The sequence below is a fragment of the Acidimicrobiia bacterium genome (assembly GCA_040289475.1).
In the GTDB taxonomy this organism is placed as follows: Bacteria; Actinomycetota; Acidimicrobiia; order ATN3; family PSLF01; genus PSLF01.
Map to the genome: position 1 here is coordinate 42,988 of PSLF01000002.1, position 21,085 is coordinate 64,072.

10 protein-coding genes are annotated in these 21,085 nt (G+C 56.3%); 5 read left to right on the forward strand and 5 right to left on the reverse strand.

The window, feature by feature from the left end:
• Nucleotides 1–7 precede the first annotated feature (7 nt).
• Nucleotides 8–2,080, forward strand: a complete 2,073-nt coding sequence (locus tag C4318_01755; protein MER3453869.1) for an excinuclease ABC subunit B — start codon at nucleotides 8–10, stop codon at nucleotides 2,078–2,080.
• 71 nt (nucleotides 2,081–2,151) lie between these two features.
• On the opposite strand, the gene C4318_01760 is transcribed toward C4318_01755, so the two are convergent.
• Nucleotides 2,152–2,376: a hypothetical protein gene (locus C4318_01760; GenBank protein MER3453870.1), complete on the reverse strand. Its 225-nt coding sequence runs from the start codon at nucleotides 2,374–2,376 to the stop codon at nucleotides 2,152–2,154.
• Nucleotides 2,377–2,520: 144 nt separating this feature from the next.
• Here C4318_01760 and C4318_01765 point away from each other — a divergent pair, with 144 nt between their 5' ends.
• Nucleotides 2,521–3,735 carry a hypothetical protein gene (locus tag C4318_01765; GenBank protein MER3453871.1) on the forward strand — a complete coding sequence of 405 codons (1,215 nt, stop codon included), beginning with the start codon at nucleotides 2,521–2,523 and terminating at the stop codon, nucleotides 3,733–3,735.
• 73 nt (nucleotides 3,736–3,808) lie between these two features.
• Here the strand turns inward: C4318_01765 and C4318_01770 are convergent, their stop codons facing one another.
• Together C4318_01770 and C4318_01775 are read right to left on the reverse strand one after the other, a co-directional pair.
• The gene (locus tag C4318_01770; protein MER3453872.1) at nucleotides 3,809–4,594 is read right to left on the reverse strand and encodes a glutamine amidotransferase; all 786 of its coding nucleotides are present in this window, start codon (nucleotides 4,592–4,594) and stop codon (nucleotides 3,809–3,811) included.
• Nucleotides 4,595–4,623: 29 nt separating this feature from the next.
• The gene (locus tag C4318_01775) at nucleotides 4,624–5,931 is read right to left on the reverse strand and encodes a hypothetical protein (protein MER3453873.1); all 1,308 of its coding nucleotides are present in this window, start codon (nucleotides 5,929–5,931) and stop codon (nucleotides 4,624–4,626) included.
• A 363-nt stretch (nucleotides 5,932–6,294) separates the two neighbouring features.
• On the opposite strand from C4318_01775, the gene C4318_01780 reads away from it, so the two are divergent.
• Nucleotides 6,295–9,207 (forward strand): excinuclease ABC subunit A, encoded by a 2,913-nt coding sequence (locus C4318_01780; protein ID MER3453874.1) that lies wholly within the window; start codon nucleotides 6,295–6,297, stop codon nucleotides 9,205–9,207.
• An 80-nt stretch (nucleotides 9,208–9,287) separates the two neighbouring features.
• Here C4318_01780 and C4318_01785 read toward each other — a convergent pair whose 3' ends face one another.
• Together C4318_01785 and C4318_01790 are read right to left on the reverse strand one after the other, a co-directional pair.
• A complete protein-coding gene (locus C4318_01785) occupies nucleotides 9,288–10,076 on the reverse strand; it encodes a hypothetical protein (GenBank protein ID MER3453875.1) in 789 nt (262 codons plus the stop codon).
• A gap of 280 nt (nucleotides 10,077–10,356) precedes the next feature.
• Nucleotides 10,357–11,460 carry a quinolinate synthase gene (locus C4318_01790; GenBank protein MER3453876.1) on the reverse strand — a complete coding sequence of 368 codons (1,104 nt, stop codon included), beginning with the start codon at nucleotides 11,458–11,460 and terminating at the stop codon, nucleotides 10,357–10,359.
• Nucleotides 11,461–12,042: 582 nt separating this feature from the next.
• On the opposite strand from C4318_01790, the gene C4318_01795 reads away from it, so the two are divergent.
• Nucleotides 12,043–16,014 (forward strand): hypothetical protein, encoded by a 3,972-nt coding sequence (locus C4318_01795; protein ID MER3453877.1) that lies wholly within the window; start codon nucleotides 12,043–12,045, stop codon nucleotides 16,012–16,014.
• Complete coding sequence (locus C4318_01800) at nucleotides 16,014–20,786, forward strand: hypothetical protein (GenBank protein MER3453878.1); 4,773 nt, start codon at nucleotides 16,014–16,016, stop codon at nucleotides 20,784–20,786. Before C4318_01795 ends, C4318_01800 begins: the two co-directional genes overlap by 1 nt.
• The last annotated feature ends 299 nt before the right edge of the window (nucleotides 20,787–21,085 follow it).

A 21,085-nucleotide genomic window follows, 5' to 3' on the forward strand; every position in this document is an offset into this window, starting at 1 on the left:
GGGGACTATGCGTTTTCGCCTAATGGCTCCAATTGAACCGGCTGGCGACCAGCCGGAGGCCATTGAAGCTCTCACCGAAGGGCTCAAGCGAGGTGCGAAATTTCAGACGCTTCTGGGCATCACGGGATCTGGCAAATCGTTTACGATCGCCAACGTCATTGCCAGGTGGAACCGCCCCACGCTAGTAATTGCACCCAACAAAAGCCTCGCTGCACAACTTGCGGCGGAGTTTCGCGAGTTTTTTCCCGAGAACAGAGTCGAGTACTTCGTCAGCTACTACGACTACTACCAGCCCGAGGCGTACATCCCGCAGTCGGACACTTATATCGAAAAAGAGTCGACTATGAACGATGAGATCGATCGGTTGCGGCACTCGGCCACCTCTGCTGTTCTTTATCGACCCGACACTATCGTGGTCGCCTCTGTTTCCTGCATTTACGGATTGGGATCGCCCAAGGACTACAGAGAGCAGATGCTGTACCTGGCTGTGGGATCCCGCATATCACAAGAGACAATCGTTCGTCGTCTTGTCGACATCTATTACACGAGAACCTCCCAGTCTTTGGAGAGGGGACGGTTCCGGGTCCGGGGAGACACTATCGAGGTTCAGCCTGCTTACGAGGAGTCCGTATTGAGGATAGAGCTCTTCGACGATGTCGTAGAGCGTTTAGCGTGGTTGGATCCTGTGAGCGGAGAGGTACTAAGCCAACCGTACGACGCACATGTATTCCCGGCCACTCACTTTGTTACCTCTTCCGAGCGCCTCGAGCGTGCCATCGAGAGCATTAAAGAGGAGCTGGCCGAGCGGCTTGCCTACTTTGAAAAATCTGGAAAATTACTAGAGGCGCAGCGACTCCAGATGAGGACAAACCACGACCTGGAAATGTTGGCGGAAATCGGAACATGCGCCGGAGTCGAAAACTACAGCAGGCATCTCGATGGCCGGCCTGCGGGTAGTTGTCCGTATACCCTGCTTGATTACTTTCCCGAGGATTTTCTGGTGGTCATCGACGAGTCCCACGTGACGGTACCTCAGTTGCACGGACAGTACGAGGGCGATCGGTCGCGAAAGGAGACGCTAGTCGAGTACGGATTTCGTCTGCCCTCTGCTCTCGACAATAGGCCTCTTAAGTTCGAAGAGTTCGTTTCTAAAGTTCGTCAGGTGATATTTATGTCGGCCACACCGGGCCCATGGGAGCTGAAGAACTCCGAACGCGTGGTAGAGCAAATTCTTCGACCAACTGGTCTATTAGACCCCGAGGTCGAAATAAGGCCTACGAGGGGCCAGATAGACGATCTGGTCGGACAAATAAAGGAGCGAGCGCAGGCCAACGAACGGGTGCTCGTCACTACCCTCACTAAGAAAATGGCCGAAGACCTGACGCAGTTTCTCCTGGAACTGGGAATCAAAGTCCGTTACATGCATTCCGACATCGACGCGGTCGAGAGAATCGAGATCCTTAGGGATTTTCGCCTAGGTCACTTCGACGTGCTCGTCGGCATCAACTTGTTGAGGGAAGGCCTCGACCTTCCCGAGGTGTCTCTGGTTGCAATTTTGGACGCTGATAAAGAGGGCTTTTTGAGGTCGGAAACCTCTCTGATCCAGATGATAGGTAGAGCTGCTCGAAACGTTCGCGGTCAGGTCATCATGTACGCTGACCGAATTACCGGATCGATAAAGCGGGCAGTCGAAGAGACAAACCGCCGACGGCGCAAGCAGATCGAGTACAACCAAGCCCACGGGATCGACCCCCAAACAGTTCGCAAACGAGTAAGAGACATCCTAGAGATGGTGAGGGGACCGGAGGGCACACCACAAGGATCGGCAGAAGCAAGGCGTCTCAAGATCGAGGAGGTAATCGAGATGCCGGAGGACGAGGTAATGAGAATTATCGCATCTCTGGAAGAGGAGATGAAAGAGGCTGCGTCGGAGATGCGATTCGAGGAAGCGGCACGAATTCGGGACGAGATAAAAGAGGTGAAGAGAGAACTCCAAGAGGTGCGTGGAATCTATCTCGCGCGACGCCAGAAGCCTGCGGGGCGCTCAAGGCCGCCGCGTCATAGAAGCAGGGGGCGATGACACCAAGGCGGCCAGCGGCTCTTTAGTAACCGGGACTTGAAGTGTGAGGCTTCGAGTTGAATGTTGAAGGGTCAGTGAGAGAAGGTTTCTCTGGAGTCGGTTGTACTCTCGGTAAGGAACCTAGAAAAGCGCTTGATGACCATGTATAGGCCTATAAAGGGGGCGAGCAACATCCCTATCGGCAATGATCCGAGAATGGCTCCAGCAAAGGGTCCTATTCCGGGCTTGTCTACTATCCTTGCCGACGCTACAAAAACCACGTACGGCAATGACCCGAAGATTCCGGTCCAGATCATCACAGTCCCCAAGCTCCGACCCAGGGTTGGACCAGGGGACAGGATCTTCCTACTCGAAGCTAGTGAGACGGCAAAGCAGGCTGCTGATACGCATACCTCTATTAGTGCAAGCTGTGTCGTGTTCATACGCAAAGGCAGTGATCGATGTCGGCACAAGTAATTGTCGATCCAGGACGCGCTACCCAACGTCCCTATGGCGTGGCCATTTACAACTCTAACTTGATATCGACACTTTCGGACATAGCTCCACAAGATATTGAGCTTCGTCAGTTGTCGCTTGCCGATCCGGGAGAAGTTCTGCCGGGATGGCATGTTCCCTCTGGAGCACTTCCTAAACTTCGGATCCCCATGTTTCGTTCGCTGGTGCTAGCTGTCGCTGCTACGCTCCGTCCCGCAGCCGATCTGCTGTTGCTTCGTAGGTCGGACTCGTACTATCACGCCCTCGTTCCCGAAGAGGGCCTGCCGGTGGATCCCGAAAGACGCATTGTCTCGGTGCACGGTTTGGAGTCGCTATCTTGTTCGGGCTCGACTATGTCTAAAGCTAACCTAGCAATCCGCTCGGACTCGGCTCGAAGGTCTGGTGCAGGGATCCGAGGCGCAAGCGACCGCATCTTTGAGTACGTGGCCGCTTCCAGAGCCATAGTTACCACCTCCTCGTACCTGGCCGAGCACTTGACTAGAGAAGTCGGCATTGATCCGGCGAAGATATCTGTAATTCCAGGAGGGGTCGATCACACCCGCTTTTTCCCACGCGAAGAGAGCGAGGTGGAAGAGATCGTCAGCCGGTACTCACTACGTCGTCCCTACGCCGTTAGCGTGGCCGATTCAGGCGCGAGCGCCCGCCTTGTCGATGTCGAAGCAGTTGCGGATCGAGTGTGGAGAAAAGAGCGCGTTGAAGTAGTCATCGTAGGGACTTCGCGGGGAAGACGCCCGGGAACTCGTAGGCTTGGATACGTTCCTCGAGAACACCTTCCGGCGTTGTACTCGGGCGCAGTCGCATTCCTTACGCTTTCAAAGTTTCACGGGTTTCCGCTTTCAGTACTCGAATCTCTGGCATGCGGTACTCCGGTGGTGGCGGTCCGCTCGGAAGGGATGATCGAAGCTGTAGGTGACCATGCTTTTCTGGTAGAAGAGGGAGATGTGGACCGGGCGACCGACGGGGTTCTGAAATTCCTTGAGAAACGGTTTCGCAAAAAGGCATCTCTCGAGGGTATCGAGCACGCGCGTAAGTTTTCTTGGTACAAGACTGCGTTAGCGACTTTGGATCTGTATAGGCGGATCGTGTCCGGCGGAGCCGCGGCCGATATGCAATCCGATCAGAGAGAACGGGCAATCCCAAGTCCCCAAGAACTGGAATGAAGAGGAGAGAGGGCGGAAAACACAGGCTCGCCGCTTTACGCCTACAGCAGGGAGAGTGTTTGTGAGGGCTTTTCTAAAACTCCAGTCCGAGTCGGCTGGCAATCCTCTTAGAAGACTTGCACCTTTGTAGGAAGCGGTAGCGCGCAGCCTCTTCTACAGAGTCTTCCAACGGCGCAAGGCGGAGGAATTTGTTGCTACGACGAGAGAGAGCAAGCGATACGAGAGCATCGGCAAAGCTAGGATTGTTGGGCAGCACTGGCCCGTGCAAGTAGGTGCCAAAACAGTTTCGAACCCTACATCCTTCGGTTCCGTCGACCCCGTTGTTGCCCTGTCCATACCTGACAAATCCCAGGGGCGATGCTTCTCTGCCGAGAATCCAAGTTCTACCCCCGTGGTTCTCGAACCCTACAAGGCGTCCCCCGATATCTCTGGAGGCCACGACTTCGACGTTTCCGATCAAGCGGCGTCCGTGCCCGCTCTCTGTTACAGCTGGAAAGATGCCTAGCCCGGGAATAGTCTCCCCCGAGGCCGTTGTGTATCTGAGTCCTAAAAACTGATAGCCGCCGCACACCGCTAAGACGACCAACCCCTCTTCAATTGCGTCTTCGAAAGCTTTCTTGTCGATAGCGGCAAGGCGGCTCGCTACCCTTTGTTGGTCTTTGTCGGCTCCTCCACCGATTATGACGATATCGATCTCCCCAAATGAAAGACTCTCTACCGATTCCGTCGTATCCAAACGGGCTGGGATTCCCCGCAGCGCGCAACGCCTGAGAAGCGCTATCGCGTTTCCGCGATCTCCGTACAACCCCATGGACTGGGGAAAAAGATGGAGTATTCGGAGCGGAGTAGCCAAAGTCATTACGGTTGTTATCTTCTCGAATTCGCTCTTCATCGGCTCTGATCCTCTATGGGAGGGGCCAGCTTCCGCTTCACAAGGTCTGCGCGTAGCGTTCGCATAGCTGTGTATGTGGCTATGAATGGAACGGGCCAACCCGGAAGAGCATTCGATAGCGCTGTACATAAAGCGTGGTATGGGTCTCTAAGAGTAAGAACCAGACGCGGGTCCCAGCCGTCGTAGACAAGGCGGAGTGCAACGGACTCGGCTCTATCGCCACATGCCACAACCGGCAACATGCAGCCAAGAATTCCAGAAAAGTCGACATCCCAAATCCAGGAAATATCTCTTCCATCGGCGATCCTGTCGTTGAGCGCGAAGACGAGAGGGATGCGACAGCTTGGGTATTCTCCTAAAATCTCTGCCTCTTGGCGTACTAAGCGGAGGTTCTGAGAGATACTTTGAGGGTTCTTCGATAGGAGAAGGTATGCCGGGCGGCCATATACGTTGACCATCTCGGAGCGGCCGTACGCGGCTTTTGTTTTAGACAAGGCGCGTTCTATAGACGACCTCGAAAGCCCGGCCTCAGTGGCCACTGCCGCCGACGCTGAGGCGTTGTACACGTTGTGTAGACCGGGAAGGGGAAACATAAACTTCGTGGCTCCGGCGGGACACTCCAGCTGGACCCGCGTTCCCCGCATCCCTCCCGATTCAAAAACAGAAACGGAGTAGTGAGGCTGTGGTCGATTGAACCCACAGGATCTACACGAATAATGCCCGCCGCCTGTCGCGTAAGCTGTTTCGTAGTCTAGGTCTTCTCCGCAGGAAGGACACGCAGCCGAGTCAGGCGAAGAAGTTTTGACCTCCTCGGACTCTGGCACCGCCTCGATACCAAAGTAGACGACTCGAACCGATGGAGAAAGCGTTTCTGCCTGTTTAGCAACGTGACATATCCGAGGGTCGTCCGCGTTGGCTACTAGTGTCAATCTTCGACTCTCGTCTTTACGCCGTAATGCATCCAGCCAGCGACACACGACCGTATCGATCTCGCCGTAGCGGTCCAGTTGATCGCGAGCAAGGTTCAACAAGACCACGAAGTCCGGCCCCACTTCTTCGATCGCTGTCGGCAGCGCCCCCTCGTCGACTTCGAAAATAGCTGGGGTTTTTTTCGTTTCTAAAAGAGCGGAGACAAGCCCCGGTGTGAGGTTGGCACCAGCTCTATTGGTCGCGACTTTTCCAGCGACTTGCCTGAACACCTCCGCGAGCAATGACGTAGTCGTAGTCTTGCCGTTGGTCCCGCTCACAAAGACAACAGGATGCGACAGGCGTTTCGCGAGGTTCTTCAGAGCATTACGGTCCAAAGCCAGGGTGACCTTTCCCGGCAGAGTGCTTCCTCTATCGGGGTCGAAGAGTCTTAGCAGGCTGCGTACAGCGCGACCGACGGCTATAGCTCCCGATGCCTTTACTGCGGTTATCTCTCTTTACCTCCTAAATGTGATGTCATTGCAATAGAACCCGTCTCGACCAACTTATACGAGTTGTAAGCGATCTTATGTAACTGTCGGCCGGGTAGTGGCAATCGTGCGGTTTTTGGATATCCGGGCACTGCGCGATGCTGAACACATCATTCTTTACCATGACCCGAAGATGGGACCCTTCGAGCACTCAAATCCAGAGTGCTCGAGGATGAGTTTTTCTAGCCGAAGGGTAGAGGGTAGATGTCTGTGACCGACAAAATAGTCATCAGGGGTGCGAGAGAGCACAACCTGAAAAATGTCGATCTCGATCTACCACGTAACGCTCTGATTGTCTTCACTGGAATTTCTGGATCCGGCAAGTCGTCTTTGGCATTCGACACTATTTATGCCGAGGGTCAGAGGCGCTATGTGGAATCGCTCTCGGCATACGCTAGGCAGTTCCTCGGTCAAATGGACAAACCCGACGTGGACTTCATAGAGGGGTTGTCACCGGCCGTTTCGATCGATCAGAAGTCCCGCTCCCACAATCCTCGGTCAACGGTGGGGACAATTACGGAAATCTACGATTATCTTCGTCTCCTTTACGCCCGTATTGGAAGACCGCACTGTCCCAAGTGCAACAGGTCCATTTCCCGCCAGAGCTCGTCCGAGATCGTAGAGCGGGTGATGGATTTGCCTGAAGGAACGAGGATTACAATTTTGGCACCCGTGGTGCGTGGACGTAAAGGCGAGTTCGAGTCGCTTCTTTCTGACTTGGCTAAGCAGGGATTCGCTCGCGCTCGAATCGACGGCGACACCGTCGAGCTGGGCCCGGGAATCCGTCTGGATCGCTACAAAATTCACACCATTTCGGTAGTCGTAGACCGCGCTCTGGTGCGGCCTGGTTCCAAGCAGCGAATAGCGGACTCCGTGGAAACCGCGCTGGAGTTGGCTAACGGCGTGGCCGAAATAGAGGTCTCGGGGGAAGGGGACTCTGCTGTATTGGCAGAAGCCGACAGGATCAGCACCGGATCGAAGCGCCCCGACAGCGAAGCCAACAAAGAGCAGATTGAGCCGCAGATGTTTGTCTTCAGCCGCCACCTTGCCTGCCACGAATGCGGGGCTTACTTTGACGAGCTGGCACCCAGGAACTTCAGTTTCAACTCGCCGTACGGGGCATGCGAGGCGTGCTCGGGCTTGGGGGTGAGGTTGGAGGTCGACCCGGATTTGGTGGTTCCCGACCCCTGCTTGTCGGTGGCAGAAGGGGCTATCAAGCCGTGGGGGAGCGGACGCTCTCGCTACTTCGACGCGCTAGTAAAAAGCGTGGCCAAAGAGTTCGACATTGACCTCGATGCTCCTTGGAAGTCCCTTCCAAAGCGCAAAAGGAACCTGCTTTTATACGGGACCGACGAGCCCGTGATGGTCAGGTACCGCAACCGATACGGCAGAGAACATACCTATTGGGCTCAGTATGAGGGCGTAGTGAATTGGCTTGAGCGGCGTCACGGTGAAAGCGAGAGCGACTGGTCGAGAGAGCAAATCGAGTCGTATATGAGAGAGGTCCCATGCCACGCGTGCGGCGGAGCTAGATTGAGGCGCGAAAGTCTTGCCGTGAGGATTGGGGATTCGAACATTGCCCAGGTTTGTGCTATGTCGATTTCCCGTCTTTATGAGTGGGTGAGTTCTCTGAGGCTCAAAGAGCGCGAGCAGCTCATTGCCCGTAGAGTGCTGAAAGAAATTACTACGAGATTGAAGTTTTTGATCGACGTCGGTCTGGATTATCTCACTCTGGACCGCCCTGCAGCGACGCTGGCTGGTGGCGAGAGTCAACGCATTCGGCTCGCAACCCAAATCGGGTCGGGTCTTGTGGGCGTGTTATACGTTCTCGATGAACCGTCTATCGGTCTGCACCAGCGAGACAACCGGAAGCTTATCGAAACTTTGGTCAAGCTCAGGGATATGGGAAACACGTTGATAGTCGTGGAACACGACGAGGAGATGATCAGATCTGCAGACTTTATCGTAGACATTGGTCCTGGAGCGGGAGAGCACGGAGGTGAGATCGTTGCAGCCGGCAGTATCGATGTGATCACCTCCGAACCTCGATCAATCACCGGTGCCTACTTAGCAGGGAGGAAGTCTATTCCGGTGCCCGCAAGACGCAGAGAGCCAGGAGAGAAGTGGCTTCACGTAGAGGGGGCCCGCGAGCATAACCTAAAGAACATCGATGTATCGTTTCCTCTCGGTTGCTTCGTGTGCGTGACAGGCGTTTCCGGCTCCGGGAAATCTACCCTCGTAAACGACATCCTACACAGGGCGCTGATGGCCGAGGTGTATGGCTCCCGAATGGTTGCTGGAGCCCATAGGCGCATCCGAGGTGTCGAGCACATCGACAAAGTCATAGGCATCGACCAAAGTCCCATAGGAAGGACGCCGCGATCGAATCCAGCAACATACACTGGCGTTTTTGACTACATAAGGAAGCTGTTTGCCATGACCCACGAGGCGAAGGTGCGGGGATATACTCCCGGCCGCTTCAGCTTCAACGTTAGGGGAGGACGCTGCGAGGCATGTTCTGGGGACGGCACTATTCGCATAGAGATGCATTTTCTACCCGATGTCTTTGTGCCATGTGAGGTGTGCAAGGGTGCCCGCTACAACCAAGAGACACTCGAGGTGACCTTCAAAGGTAAAAACATTGCCGACATACTCGAGATGTCGGTGGAGGAAGCCCTCCACTTTTTCTCAAATCAGCCTTCTATATTTCGGCATCTGCAGGCCCTAGCTGGCGTGGGCCTCGACTACATAAAGCTTGGTCAACCTGCAACGACCCTCTCTGGCGGGGAGGCGCAGCGCGTAAAGCTCGCGACCGAGCTCGCCAAGCGACCTACGGGCCGCACCCTTTACATCCTCGACGAGCCGACAACGGGGCTTCACTTCGACGACATAAAAAAGCTCCTGGCGGTACTCGATCGTCTGGTGGAGGTCGGCAATACCGTCATAGTCATCGAGCACAACCTTGACGTCATAAAGACAGCGGACTGGATCGTCGATCTGGGCCCCGACGGTGGCGACCGAGGAGGTAGGGTGGTTGCCACCGGTCCTCCAGAGCATGTTGCGAAAGCGGAGGAATCCTACACAGGCCAGTTCCTCTCCCAGATTCTGCTATCCGCACAGTAGGGATCCGACCGAAGAACGACTGGTCATCGGTAGGATTGAGTTTTGTTTAGCCCTGGGATACCCAGTTAGCCCGCTTCTTTTTACCCTGGCGGTTTGACCGAGTTGACCACTAGGTCTTCGGCACCCGGATAACCTGGGGGAAAAAGGCCCCACACGACAAGAACCGCGTTTTCTAAGGGATACATCCAACGCACTTCCTCGAGCTGAGTGCCGTCAACAGTACCTTTTCCCTTCACAAGTATTCCCCCTCGGAACGGCTCTTCAGTGGAGGTGAGCTCCGGAAGAATTTCGGAGAGGTAGTATCCGACTGTCTCGAGTGCGTCGGCGCCGTCGATCCCTTCGGCGGCGACATTTCCTATTCCTATTCGGGGGATGGGACTTTTTGATCCATTGGGCACCAAGGTCGCCCATAGCTCGATCTGGTCACCCTTCAAGATTTCCCATTCAGATGGGACCGTTACTATCGTGCCGTTTGGGCCTTTGTAGCGGCCCTCACCCAGGTCTTGCAGCTGTGGTGAACCTGTCCCGGCAACCTCATTTTCAAGAACGGAATTGCTCGGATGTTGGGTGATAGATGAGGCCTGCTGCTCGCCACGGTTTCCTTTCCCGGATATCGAGGCCGTGCCGCTCCGATAGGCCATTGCAGCTAAGACCACCGAGCCTATCGCTGCTATGAATGCGATGCCCCCAATTGCAGCGCGCTTTCGGGGTTCGAGCCGCCCGATCGAGTGAAGGCTGTGTAGGCCTTGAAAGTGCTGCACTATATGGCGAAGCCGTCGGCGCCAGGATCGACGCTTTTGGTGGCAGCGCGGTGCCCTGCCAAAGACACGGCGGATGTCTTCGTCCACCAGTCCCCCCTCGAGTTTCACATCGGTACCGCCTTATGACCTTGACCGTAGGGTTCGAGAATCCTGAGCAGAGTTGGAGTGTTCCAGGCCGTAGCGGTGGTTCGACAACAATTGAGCGTAACTGCGACCTGACGGCTCTGCTATGCCTCAATTCACAAAATCGATGCCTAGGAGAGGTGATCCTACCCCGATCTCTTCGGACTTTCTTTGTTTGTACGGTATCGCAATTCTGAGCAACGAATCAGCCAAGGGAGAAAGGGTAGACCTTTGTAATGGTTGGTGAATACCAAAGGCCGCCTAATCAACCCGCGATCTCGAGCATGCGATCCAGAGCGAGCTTGGCGTCGTGTGCGGTGTCGGCATCAACCGTTATCTGGTTGACAATTCGCCCATCGGCCAGAGACTCCAAGCACCACGCCAAGTGGGCGGCGTCGATGCGGAACATTGTGGAGCATGGGCAGACTATTGGATCTAAGCTCATTACGGTCTTTCCAAGAGGAGCCATTTCTCTGGCTAGCCGCTGGACCAAGTGAATCTCGGTTCCCACTCCCCACGTGGACCCTGACTGAGCCTCGGTGATCGTCTTCTTTATCTGCTCAGTGGATCCAACGAAATCAGCCAGGAGTACGACTTCATGGGCGACCTCGGGGTGAACAATAACCTTGCCTTCTGGATGCTCTGCCCGAAATCGATGCACCATGTCGGTGGTGAAGCGTTGGTGCACAGAGCAGTGTCCTTTCCAGAAGATGAAGGTCGCCTCTTTGAGCGCTACCTCGTCGATTTCCGAGTAGTCGGCGTTTGGATCCCAAACGAACTCGTCACGCTGGGTGAAGCCCATAGCACGTGCGGTATTCCTGCCGAGGTGCTGATCGGGTAGAAAGAAAATCTTCTCTCGCTGTTGTAGCCCCCACTCGATTACCTTGGGCGCGTTCGAGGATGTACACACCGCACCACCTCGCGCGCCTACAAAAGCTTTTACTGCAGCCGACGAGTTCATGTATGTAATAGGCATGACCGAATCAATGTCGAGAACCTGAGAAAAGTACTCCCAAGCCTCTTCCATAGCATCGATTGGAGCCATGTCCGCCATTGAGCAGCCAGCGTTGAGATCGGGGAGGATTACGATCTGGCTGTCGGAGGTGAGGATGTCAGCCGATTCTGCCATGAAGTGAACTCCGCAAAAGACAATGTATTTAGACTCGAGGTGTTCTGCGGCGTACTTGGCGAGCTTGTAGGAGTCGCCTGTGGCATCGGCCCAGCGATACACCTCGTCTCTTTGGTAGTGGTGGCCGAGGATTATGAGATCTTTACCGAGTCGCTGGCGAGCGTCGGCAATCATTTTTTGGAGCGCGGCTTCGTCTGCCTCCCGATAGCGCGCGGGTAGCGTAGCCTGTAGCCGGAGCATATTTCCTCCAGGAGTTATTCGATAATGGCCCCGATTGACCGGTGACCCCCCTGGCCGGGGTCACGGGGATGGCGGCCTCGGAGCCTTTGCGAGCTAAAAGCCGTCTTCTAAGCCAGGCGGCTTTCGTATTCAGTGTAGCTAACACACGAGGGGCTGATCACATTTCTTAGGTCTCTTGGAGCTCTGGGCGCCAGTGTGCCGAGCCGTACAGCCTGGAGCTCCCTTCTTATGCATGCAACTCTCAATTCGACAGTAGGACGAAGCCAGCTGGACTGAGGGAGAGTCGAGCCTGGCGCTCCTCTCCCATACCACAGGCAATCCCGGTGTGGGAGGGTATTGACAGCTCGGATCACCGCCTATAGGATCTCGACCATTCAAGCGACAAGCCTCATGTGCCGGGGGCGGGGCAGCTGGAATGATCAGGGGAACACAAGCCTACGCCAGATTGCGGCCGAAGAAGCCTAATTCGGCGCTACCCTTCCTAATCTCTCTCTCTCTCTCGTAGCACTCGCTCCTGCTGCCACCAGCCAAGCTGAACCTCAGAGCCCATATCTTCTAGTCGCCTCGAGCCAGGGGCTTTCTATGGCCCAGGCGCCATCTAGGGCGCTCCTCACGCTCGAAGACGACTCCGGCGTCGTCGCCTACGAGCACTCCGGGGAGGGAGTGGTAGCGGGACTCGGGGTATCTGGAGAGGAGAAGTTTCCAAAAAGATCCTTGGGCGAAGTATCTTCTCCACCGGTGTTGGCTTGGAGTCCCCAAGGCAAGCTTGTGGCAGGAGCATCAACACCCTCCGGCATACGGGTCTTTTTACTCTCTTCTCAGAGCGGTCTCATAGAAGGCACCCCCCTCCCAGTAGACACCCAGGGCGGGCAGGTGTTCCTCGCAGCAGACACCTCCTCGCTTTATGTGACATACACGAAGGCGTTTCCCACCTCGGGGGTTTACATCTCCAAGTCCCGAGACGGCCTCACGTGGTCTTCGCCCCGCCTCGTCACCCCGGCCTCTCTAGAGGCTCGATCTGCTGTAGCAAGCGCTGCCTCTGGTGTTTTTGTCGCAGTAGCCGATGCTAGAAAGCTCAGCTTCCTAAAGGAAATGCCTGGGGGCGGCTTTGCGCTAGCGGAGGAAACCACGCGGCTCTCGTCGAATACTTTCTCGTTTGGAGGCGATCCGCCTCGCGCTACCTATGCCAAAAACAACGGGATCTACCTAGCCAGCCTGGGTCCTGCAGGAGTAGAAGAGATCCGCCTCGGCAAAAAAGAAGAGAAAGATTCGATCCTGGTCCTTCCCGCTAGCTCCTCTGAGAGTCTTTCTTTCGTCTTCTCTGCGTCACCTTCCTCAATGCTGCGCTACAAGATCACAAAACATGGTGCCGAGGGTCCCCTCATAGTTGCCGACAGGCGAGCGGCCTCGCTTCAAGCCGCAGAAAGAGGCGGGCCCGCCAAGACATGGCTTTCGTGGATGGAGACCTCTCCGGGTGGAAGCTCGCTGTACCTGCATCCAGAAGATCTAGGGCCACCTTGGGCGAGGTGGTTAGCGCCCAGGGAACGCTCTGTGGTAGCAGGCACGATTGCGCTGAGGGTCGCAGCCAGAGACGAGACGGGCCTCTCGTCGCCGCCACGCTTCTTCGTCGCAGAAGAGTCGGGACCTCCAGAGGACAGAGGCGAGCCGATTACCTGTCTTAGAGGGCGACCCGGCTTCGTGCCAGTTCCTCCTGGTGAGAAGCCCTCTCCGATCGACCGAAGAGAGTGCAAGCAAAAAAAGAAATCCACCCCGACATATGCCAACAAGCCTCAGCCAAAGCCACCTGGGATTTCAGGGCCCCAAGAGGAGATCGAGTTCGTCGAAACGTTCGACACCCGCCAAGTCGCAGACGGCTGGTATCGCTTCGGAGCGTTCCTCGAGGACACCTCTGCCAACGAGACATTCGCTGTCTTGGATCCTTACGTAGACAACTCCCCACCCGAGGTTTCGATTGACCTGCCTCTAACCGACACGTTGGTCTCTTCTACAGCAGACGTGATCGGTACGGTGACCGATGCCACTCTGTCTGCATGGACCCTCCATGCCTCTATCCCAGGCCAACCTCCTCGGCTGCTGTCTTCGGGACCCGCACCCGTTCTCGGGGGATCCCTAGGCACTTACAAGACGACTTATGCTCCTGCTGGATATGCCGGGCCTGTTTACCTCGTCCTGTCCGCCACCGACTCGGCCGAGCCCGTTGCTAACACTGCCAGTTACACTCGGAGGATTTACTCTGACGACCCAAGGGATGCCTATGGGTTCTTGGGCTTAGCTTTCTCTTACGAGCTCTCCACTACAGTGGCGGTAACGGCCGACATCTCTGGGGCGGTCTCGTCTTGGGTCCTAGAGGCCTACAAAAAAGGCGAAGCCACCCCTTCTCTCACCCCTCCTTCTTTTTCTGCCCAAGGCAGTACTGCTGGGCCCTCGACCCACCTTGCTGACTGGGACATAAAGAACAGGTGGGGACCTGGCGAAGTATCATTCATCCTCTCCACCTACGACCAAGAAGGAGATAGGTTCGAGGACCGAAAAGATGTCTCGTTTTACTGGACGCCGGCCCGCCTGGCAATAACCGCTCCTAGTCTTGACGGGCCTCTGTCCGGAACCATCTCGATAGAGGGTTACATAGAGGGCTCCAACATCTGGGCGTGGGCGTTGGGCACCCCTGTCTCCGACAGCGCTCCTTCTTTCTCGCCGGATGACGGCTTGGTCGTTTTCGAGTCCACCAGGGAGCTCGGATTCTCGGGGCCACTGTCTGGGTGGGTGCCTTCTTCCAAGGACATCTGGGTGGTGGGATCCGACGGGACGGGGCTACGCCGCCTCACTGGGGGACCGGAAAGCCTAGCTTTCGGATACAACTCCACGCCCTCTTTCTCTCCCGATGGCGCATGGATCCTGTTTTCTTCCACGAGGGACGGTAACCAAGAGATCTACAAGATGTCATCCGAGGGAGGCGGCCTTACGAACCTGTCATCCAATCCCGCCCAGGACCTTTATCCCGCATGGTCCCCGGATGGAAGATCGATCGCATTTGTCTCTACGAGGGAGGGCACGGAGGCCCTCTACCTCATGGGCGCCGACGGCTCGGGGCCTCTAAAGCTCTTGGAAATGGGTGGTGGGATCCGCTCACCTGACTTCTCTCCCGACGGAAAGAGAATCGTTTTCGAGGCAGGAACGCCTGGGTCGCAGCAGATCTACCAGGTATACCTCACCGACACCCAAAACCCAATCTTGCTTACCGATCCATCCAGGGCCGATTCCTACTCCGATCCCGCTTTTTCTCCCGACGGCCGCAGAATTGCCTACGTAAGACATCCAGACCCAGACATATATGTCATGTCCGCCGATGGCACCGGTGAAACTCCCTATGTCTCTTCTCCCGCAGCCGATGTAGACCCAGACTTTTCATCGGACGGATCCAAACTGGTATTTGCCTCTGATCGCTCTCGGAGCACAGAGCTTTACGTAAAGGATGCAGGGGATCCCCAATCGCCCGAGGTGTTGTTGATCCAAGACCCTGCTTCGCCACACCAAGACCGCCTGCCGTCTTTTTCACCCCAGAGATTCCCATTTCCCCCGGCTCCGACAGAGAATCTCGCTCCCAAGATCGACCCGGCCCCCTTCCAAGAGGGTTCCTACCTCTTGGATCCGCCCGAGCAGTTCCCCCAAGGACCCCGTTCCCAAGGCACCCTCGGCCAGATAGACACGAGGCTTCTAAGACCCGGGGTCACACCCTTGGTTTTGGTGGTACTGCAGTGCCCTTCGCCACCCCCGCCTTTTGTCTTGAGGATCCCTAGGTCGTATGACCAAGAGACATCCACGACCATCTCCACGCTCGCTTCGTGCAGGGCCTACCAGGCGCGCCAGTCGATACGGGTGCAGGCTGCTACTGCCTCTGTTCAGGTGCGCTTGGAGCTGAAAGAGACGGGCCCTGGCTTTGCAGGACCACTCTCGGCGGGAGTCGTCTACCGAGGAAGGGGCGCATGGCAGGCCGAGGACAGGTGGTACATCCAGGACGACCCTCAAGATCTCACTCCGGGCCCCGTCCCTGAACTGGTACGAACCAAGGGGAGGATGTGGGCCAAGGGATCACTTGCTCTCTATCCCAGAGTACCCCTGGACTATTACGTTCCCGTAGGGGACTACCTAGCCTTGGAGTCTGTCTCCACTCTCATGTCCCAACCGCGGAAGGGGCTTTTCAATCTCTCGGGATCTCCACCTCAAGAAATCGGGGAAGAGGAGTTCGCTCCTGGGAGGCGGGGGATCCGCCTCCAAGCACCCATGCCCCAGGGATCCTCTCACTTCGGCGGTACCCCGCTGTTGGTGGCATGGGAGGAGCCAGGGTCTGGACTCCTCGGGTGTCTCTCGTACGACTACCAGCTATCTAGAGCAGGCCCCTACGCTCCGCTCCCAGATCTGTCCTCCGGGTGGGAAGGTCCACAGGGTACGACTGTCTATGCGAGGGTCACCCTGGTTTTCTCGAACTACAACGGGGATGCCTTCGTCCCAAGGGTGCAAGAGGCAGGTGAGTGATGGGTCCGCACCTCTTGTCTCGTCGTCACATCGCATCTTTATTAGCAGCGGTGCTTGCCTGGGCCTTGCTCAGCGCCTTGAACCACGCGGTTTTATACCCCACAGCCTATGCAGCCCACGACTCGAGGGGGCCGTGCGAGCTAAAGGGTCCTCTGATCGTAGGAAGGATCGACAATCCGGGACCAACACACCTCGCTGTCTCAAACAGCGACGGAAGCTGCCTACACAGCTATCAGAACTTCTCCGTTGCGGCAGCTTGGTTCGACTTAACTGGAAACCGATTGATTTTTCTTCAGCCCGTGGGCGGCGGCTGGTGCCAGATAGGCCATGCTAGGCTTGATCTCACCGATATCTATGTCAACACAAACCCAAAGGCACAGGTTGACTGCCGGGTCGGATTGATAACTTCTCCTTATTCGGGAGTTCCCGCTTGCTTCGTCACCTATCTACCTGCCGTGGACCCAAGAACCAAGGGAAAGGCCGGGTTGTATTTGCTTTGTGCATGGTCTTCGGAGCCTTTACTCCTGCGCGAGCGCAAGCCGGGTGAAGCCGTCGTAGGAGGGGCTGCGGGAGGCGGAACAATCGTGTTTCTCCAGAGCACGCGCTCCGGCTTGAAGCTCAAGACAACAACCCAGTTGGGCGATGGAACTTGGAGCGAACCCACGGACATAACCGGCTACACAGACGCAGTAGGGGGGGCAAACTCAATCGTGCCGGGGAGTCTCTATGTCAGCCCCGACGGTTCTACTGTGAGCTTTTTTACCATCGAAGACGGTGTTCCGGTGTTTTACACCATGCCGGCGACGGGCGGCGACCCTAGAAGGGAGGGCGCGCTACTCACGCCAGGTGGAGGCCTGACAGTGACCAGGGTCAACTCGGTCGCTTATTCTTCGAATGGCTGCATAGTGGCAGTGCAAGCCCAGGGCGCTACGGACCCTCCTACAGTCGTTTTGGCCATACGAAATCTATGTAGCGGTTCTTCGTTTGTGAGGGTGTACACGAGTTGCTGCCCCTTCACGCCGACCGGAGTCGGGCCACTCTTTATGCCTGCGGACGCGTTGTACAGGGTTAATAACCCCTACTCCCCCGCAGCTGGCGATCCTGTCAACTTAGCAGAGGGTAACGCTCATATCACCGCTTCCGATCTGTACGTGCATGCCGCCGGCCCGTCCCTAGGGGTAGCGAGAGCGTACAACCTCGCTGACAGCACTAGGGGGCCTCTGGGCGTTGGCTGGTCGCTTTCTCTAGAGGAGAGGATAGAAATGGGACGCCCCGGAGAGATCCCCTCCTCTCGCCAGGGTGTGACCTGGCAGGAGCCTAGCGGGGGAAGGCTCTTCTTTCAACGGATCTCGGGTACCTACAAGCCGCCCCCTGCCAGACACGAGCAGCTAGGAATGGACAGCGCGGGGCGGTTCTACCTCACGGACACCGCAGGTACCCTCAAGACTTTCGGCAGCTCTGGAAGGCTGGAAAAAGTAGAGGATCGGTTCAACGTAGGCTACGCCCTGGGGTACTCCTCCGACGGGCGGTTGGAGGCCGTTACGCATACGATGGGTCCGACGCTGCGCCTTTCGTACAATCAAGACCAGCTTTTGGTGGGCGTCGAGTCATCGGATGGGAGATCGGTTTCCTACCAGTACACGGACGGCTTGCTGTCTCTCGTCACCAAGCCTGGGGGAGTGACCGAGAGCTACCAGTACAACGCCTCTGGTCAACTCGAATCTATCAGGGACTCTTCGGGCCAGGTCATCTATGTACAGGACATGGTGGAAGGTGCTGTGAGTCGACAGAGAGATGCGAGGGGTTTCGGTTATTCGTTTACCTACACACCAGGTGCGATCCCAGGCTCCGGTCGAGCACAGGTAGAAGACCCGCTCGGCGGTAGGGAGAATGTGTCGTGGGATTCCAATGGATCCGAGACGGAGCGCATCGACCAAGTCGGTGCGACGACCACTCACCGCTACAACTCTGCAGGCGACAGAATCCAGACAAGAGATGCAAGAGGAGAGGTGTGGCACACCGAGTACAACGACCAGGGCGACCCAATCTTGATGACTGACCCGATAGGGGTTGTAAGCCGCACCGAATACCGGAAAGACCACCAGCCCCTCTCTACCAGGGATCCCACTGGGGTGAGAACCGATTACGTCTATGACGAGAGAGGATCGGTCATAAGAGTGGACACCCCGGTGGGCTCAACGGTCCTCGTGCCCAACCAAGACGGGACCGTCTCCGCTGTGATATCCCCGGACGGGATGGTGTCTAGAACCGAGTACGACTCTCTAGGTAGACCAATTCGCCAGATAGATCCAGGGGGGCGTTCGTCTTACACAATCTACAACCCAGACGGCACGGTCTACAAGACTGTTTCTCCGGGAGGCCGTACAACTACCACCCTTTACGATCAAGCCCGCCGGCCCCAATCCGTCGAGGACTCTATGGGCAATACAACGTTCTTCGGCTACGACGCTGCGGGAAACCAAATCTTTGTCACGGAGCCAGCGGGGCAGTCCACTCACTTCGGATACGATCCCGCCTACAATCTCGTCGAGACCTCCACCACCATCGAAGGTGGTCAGGTCATAAGGGCGAGCTACTCCTACGACCAAGCCAACCGCCTCACCCAGATCACCTACCCAGGCTCTACTGGCACAGCCACTTACACCTACACTCCCAATGGAAACCTCGCCACCGCCACCGACCCAGACGGGGCCAGGTGGTCGTATTCCTACTCCCTGCGGGGTGAGTTGACCGAGGTGATATCCCCAGATGGCACCAAGACCACTTATTTATACGACCCGGTAGGGCGGTTGATCTCCCAGGACAACACCAACTCGGGCACCCACACCTACCTCTACGACAGGGCAGGACGTCTCGTAGTGGCAGAGAGGCTGGGTGCAGGAAGAGTCGAGTACGGCTACGACCGAGCAGGCCGCCGGGTCCTCGAGAAGTACAAGATGCAGCGGGGAAGAGAGGGCGAGCCACAGGAGTTCTTGGTTATCCAGACCCTCTCTCCTGGAGGAAGGAGAGAGGTCCTAGCATTCGGGGGACTAGAAGCTGACCGCCAAGAGATCTTCTACCAGTGGAGAGAAGATGGCCTTCTAGGAGGTATCTCCTCTGCCGATTTCTTCTCAGGTCAAGGGATCTTCTATGGCTACGACCAAGACTCAGGAAGACTCAAAGCCATAGCCTACCCCTCTTCTACTACCGCTTTCTTGTCCTACGACCCAGAAGGAAGGGCCACCGAGCTCACCTGGACCCTCCCCCAGGGAACCCTTGCCTATCCCACCAGATACGACAAGAGGGGGTATCTAACCCAGATGGGAAATGCCACGTACACCTATGACGCCTTAGGGAGGCTCACTGGAGCAAGAGACGAACTAGGAGATACCTACGAGTACTCCTACGACTCCTCCTCTAACAGGACCCAGGTGAAACAAAACGGTGTGACCACCCAGTCCCTCTCGTTCGAAGAAGCAGACAAGATTGACACTGAAGCACACCCCCAATTCGCCTACGACCCTACAGGCAGGCTGATCTCGGATACCACCTACTCATCTAGGAAGCGAAGCCTCTTCTGGGATGGCTCAGGACGCCTTATAGCTGCAGCCATCTACGACCCTTCCACAGGACACCGCCAAGAAGTTAGATTGACCTACGATCCTACAGGCAGGCTCTCCGAAAAGGAGGTCTTCGAGGACGCCACCTACCTAAAAGAGCACCACCTCTACTACTACGAAGCAGACCGCCTCCTAGCAGAAGAAGAAAGAGTGAGCTCTACCTTCAGGTACTACCTCTATGGAGGTAGAGACACACCGGCTGCCATGAAGGAAAAGAAAAAAGACGGCACATCCACTACCTACTTTTACTTGACCAACACCCACGGAGATGTAGTGGCACTCCAAGACAAGGACGGAAAAATAATAAACGGTTACGCCTACGGACCCTGGGGTGAGCCGAAACGGGTATCAGAACAAGTCCACCAGCACTTCAGGTATGCAGGCTATCTCTACGACCCCACTACAGAGCTCTACTACCTGAGAGCTAGGTGGTACGACCCAGGCACTGGGAGGTTTTTGTCGAGGGATCCTCTCCCAGGATCATCGATACACCTAGTATCGCTGAATCGGTATGCCTATGGGTATTGCGCGCCCCCTTCGAAGAGAGATCCAAGCGGATTGAGCCCTGGATGTAAGCGAGGAATTACCGCGTTGGCCAACGTTTTGGATGCTATGGCACGAATATATGTCAAGGACCTCAGCCAGGGCGGTCAGTGGAATGAGTTCGTGGATGCAATCGCTCGCGTCATTGTGGGCTATTCGAAGGAGCAACTTGGCTTCATTGGCAAGCTAGGGCTGTTGCGGCGTCCAACATATGGTGGCCTGCAATTGGGGCCTCAAGGTTGGAAGGACTTCGTTTCTGATGATCCGAATCCATCACGCCATCTGATGGTTTTTGTCGTGTTTGGCTACTATGATCTTGACCGTGTCGTGTGGCCGGAATTGTATGAGCTTGGTCAGGGCGGAACGCTCGAGGATGTGGCTCTCGGCGACACCGGTGTCGACCTTGGAAATCGACTCCAGCTCGGAAGGGACACCGCTGGGATAGCTGGCATCACACCCTATCAGTTGGGGGGCGAGATCCAGTCGCTTTACGGTTCGGGGGACTGCAGCCGCTTGCCGTGGCTGCGGCAGACGCCCATTCTCGGGGGCCCCTCGAAGTATCTTCCTCCCGGGTCATACGACATTCCGCCTTTTATGAGCAGGGGCTGAGACTTCTCCGTGGAGAGGCAAAATAAGAGGCGCCTTATTGTTATCGTGTGGATATCGGGGTATATTCTCGCCCTTGCTTTGGCGGTGTTATTAGCGGCGTTAGTGTGGATATGGGCACTGGTCCTTTCCTCGGTGACTGAAATATCACGCATCGAGGATGGAAGGAACCGGGCTGCTCGGATGTTCGCTAGCGATCTTCAATCCTGCATCTTTGGAGTCGAGTCAGAGCCACAGCTCATGGATACCTGGGAGGAGTGGCACGATTACAGATTGAGTGCGGATGGAACTTACGATGAGGT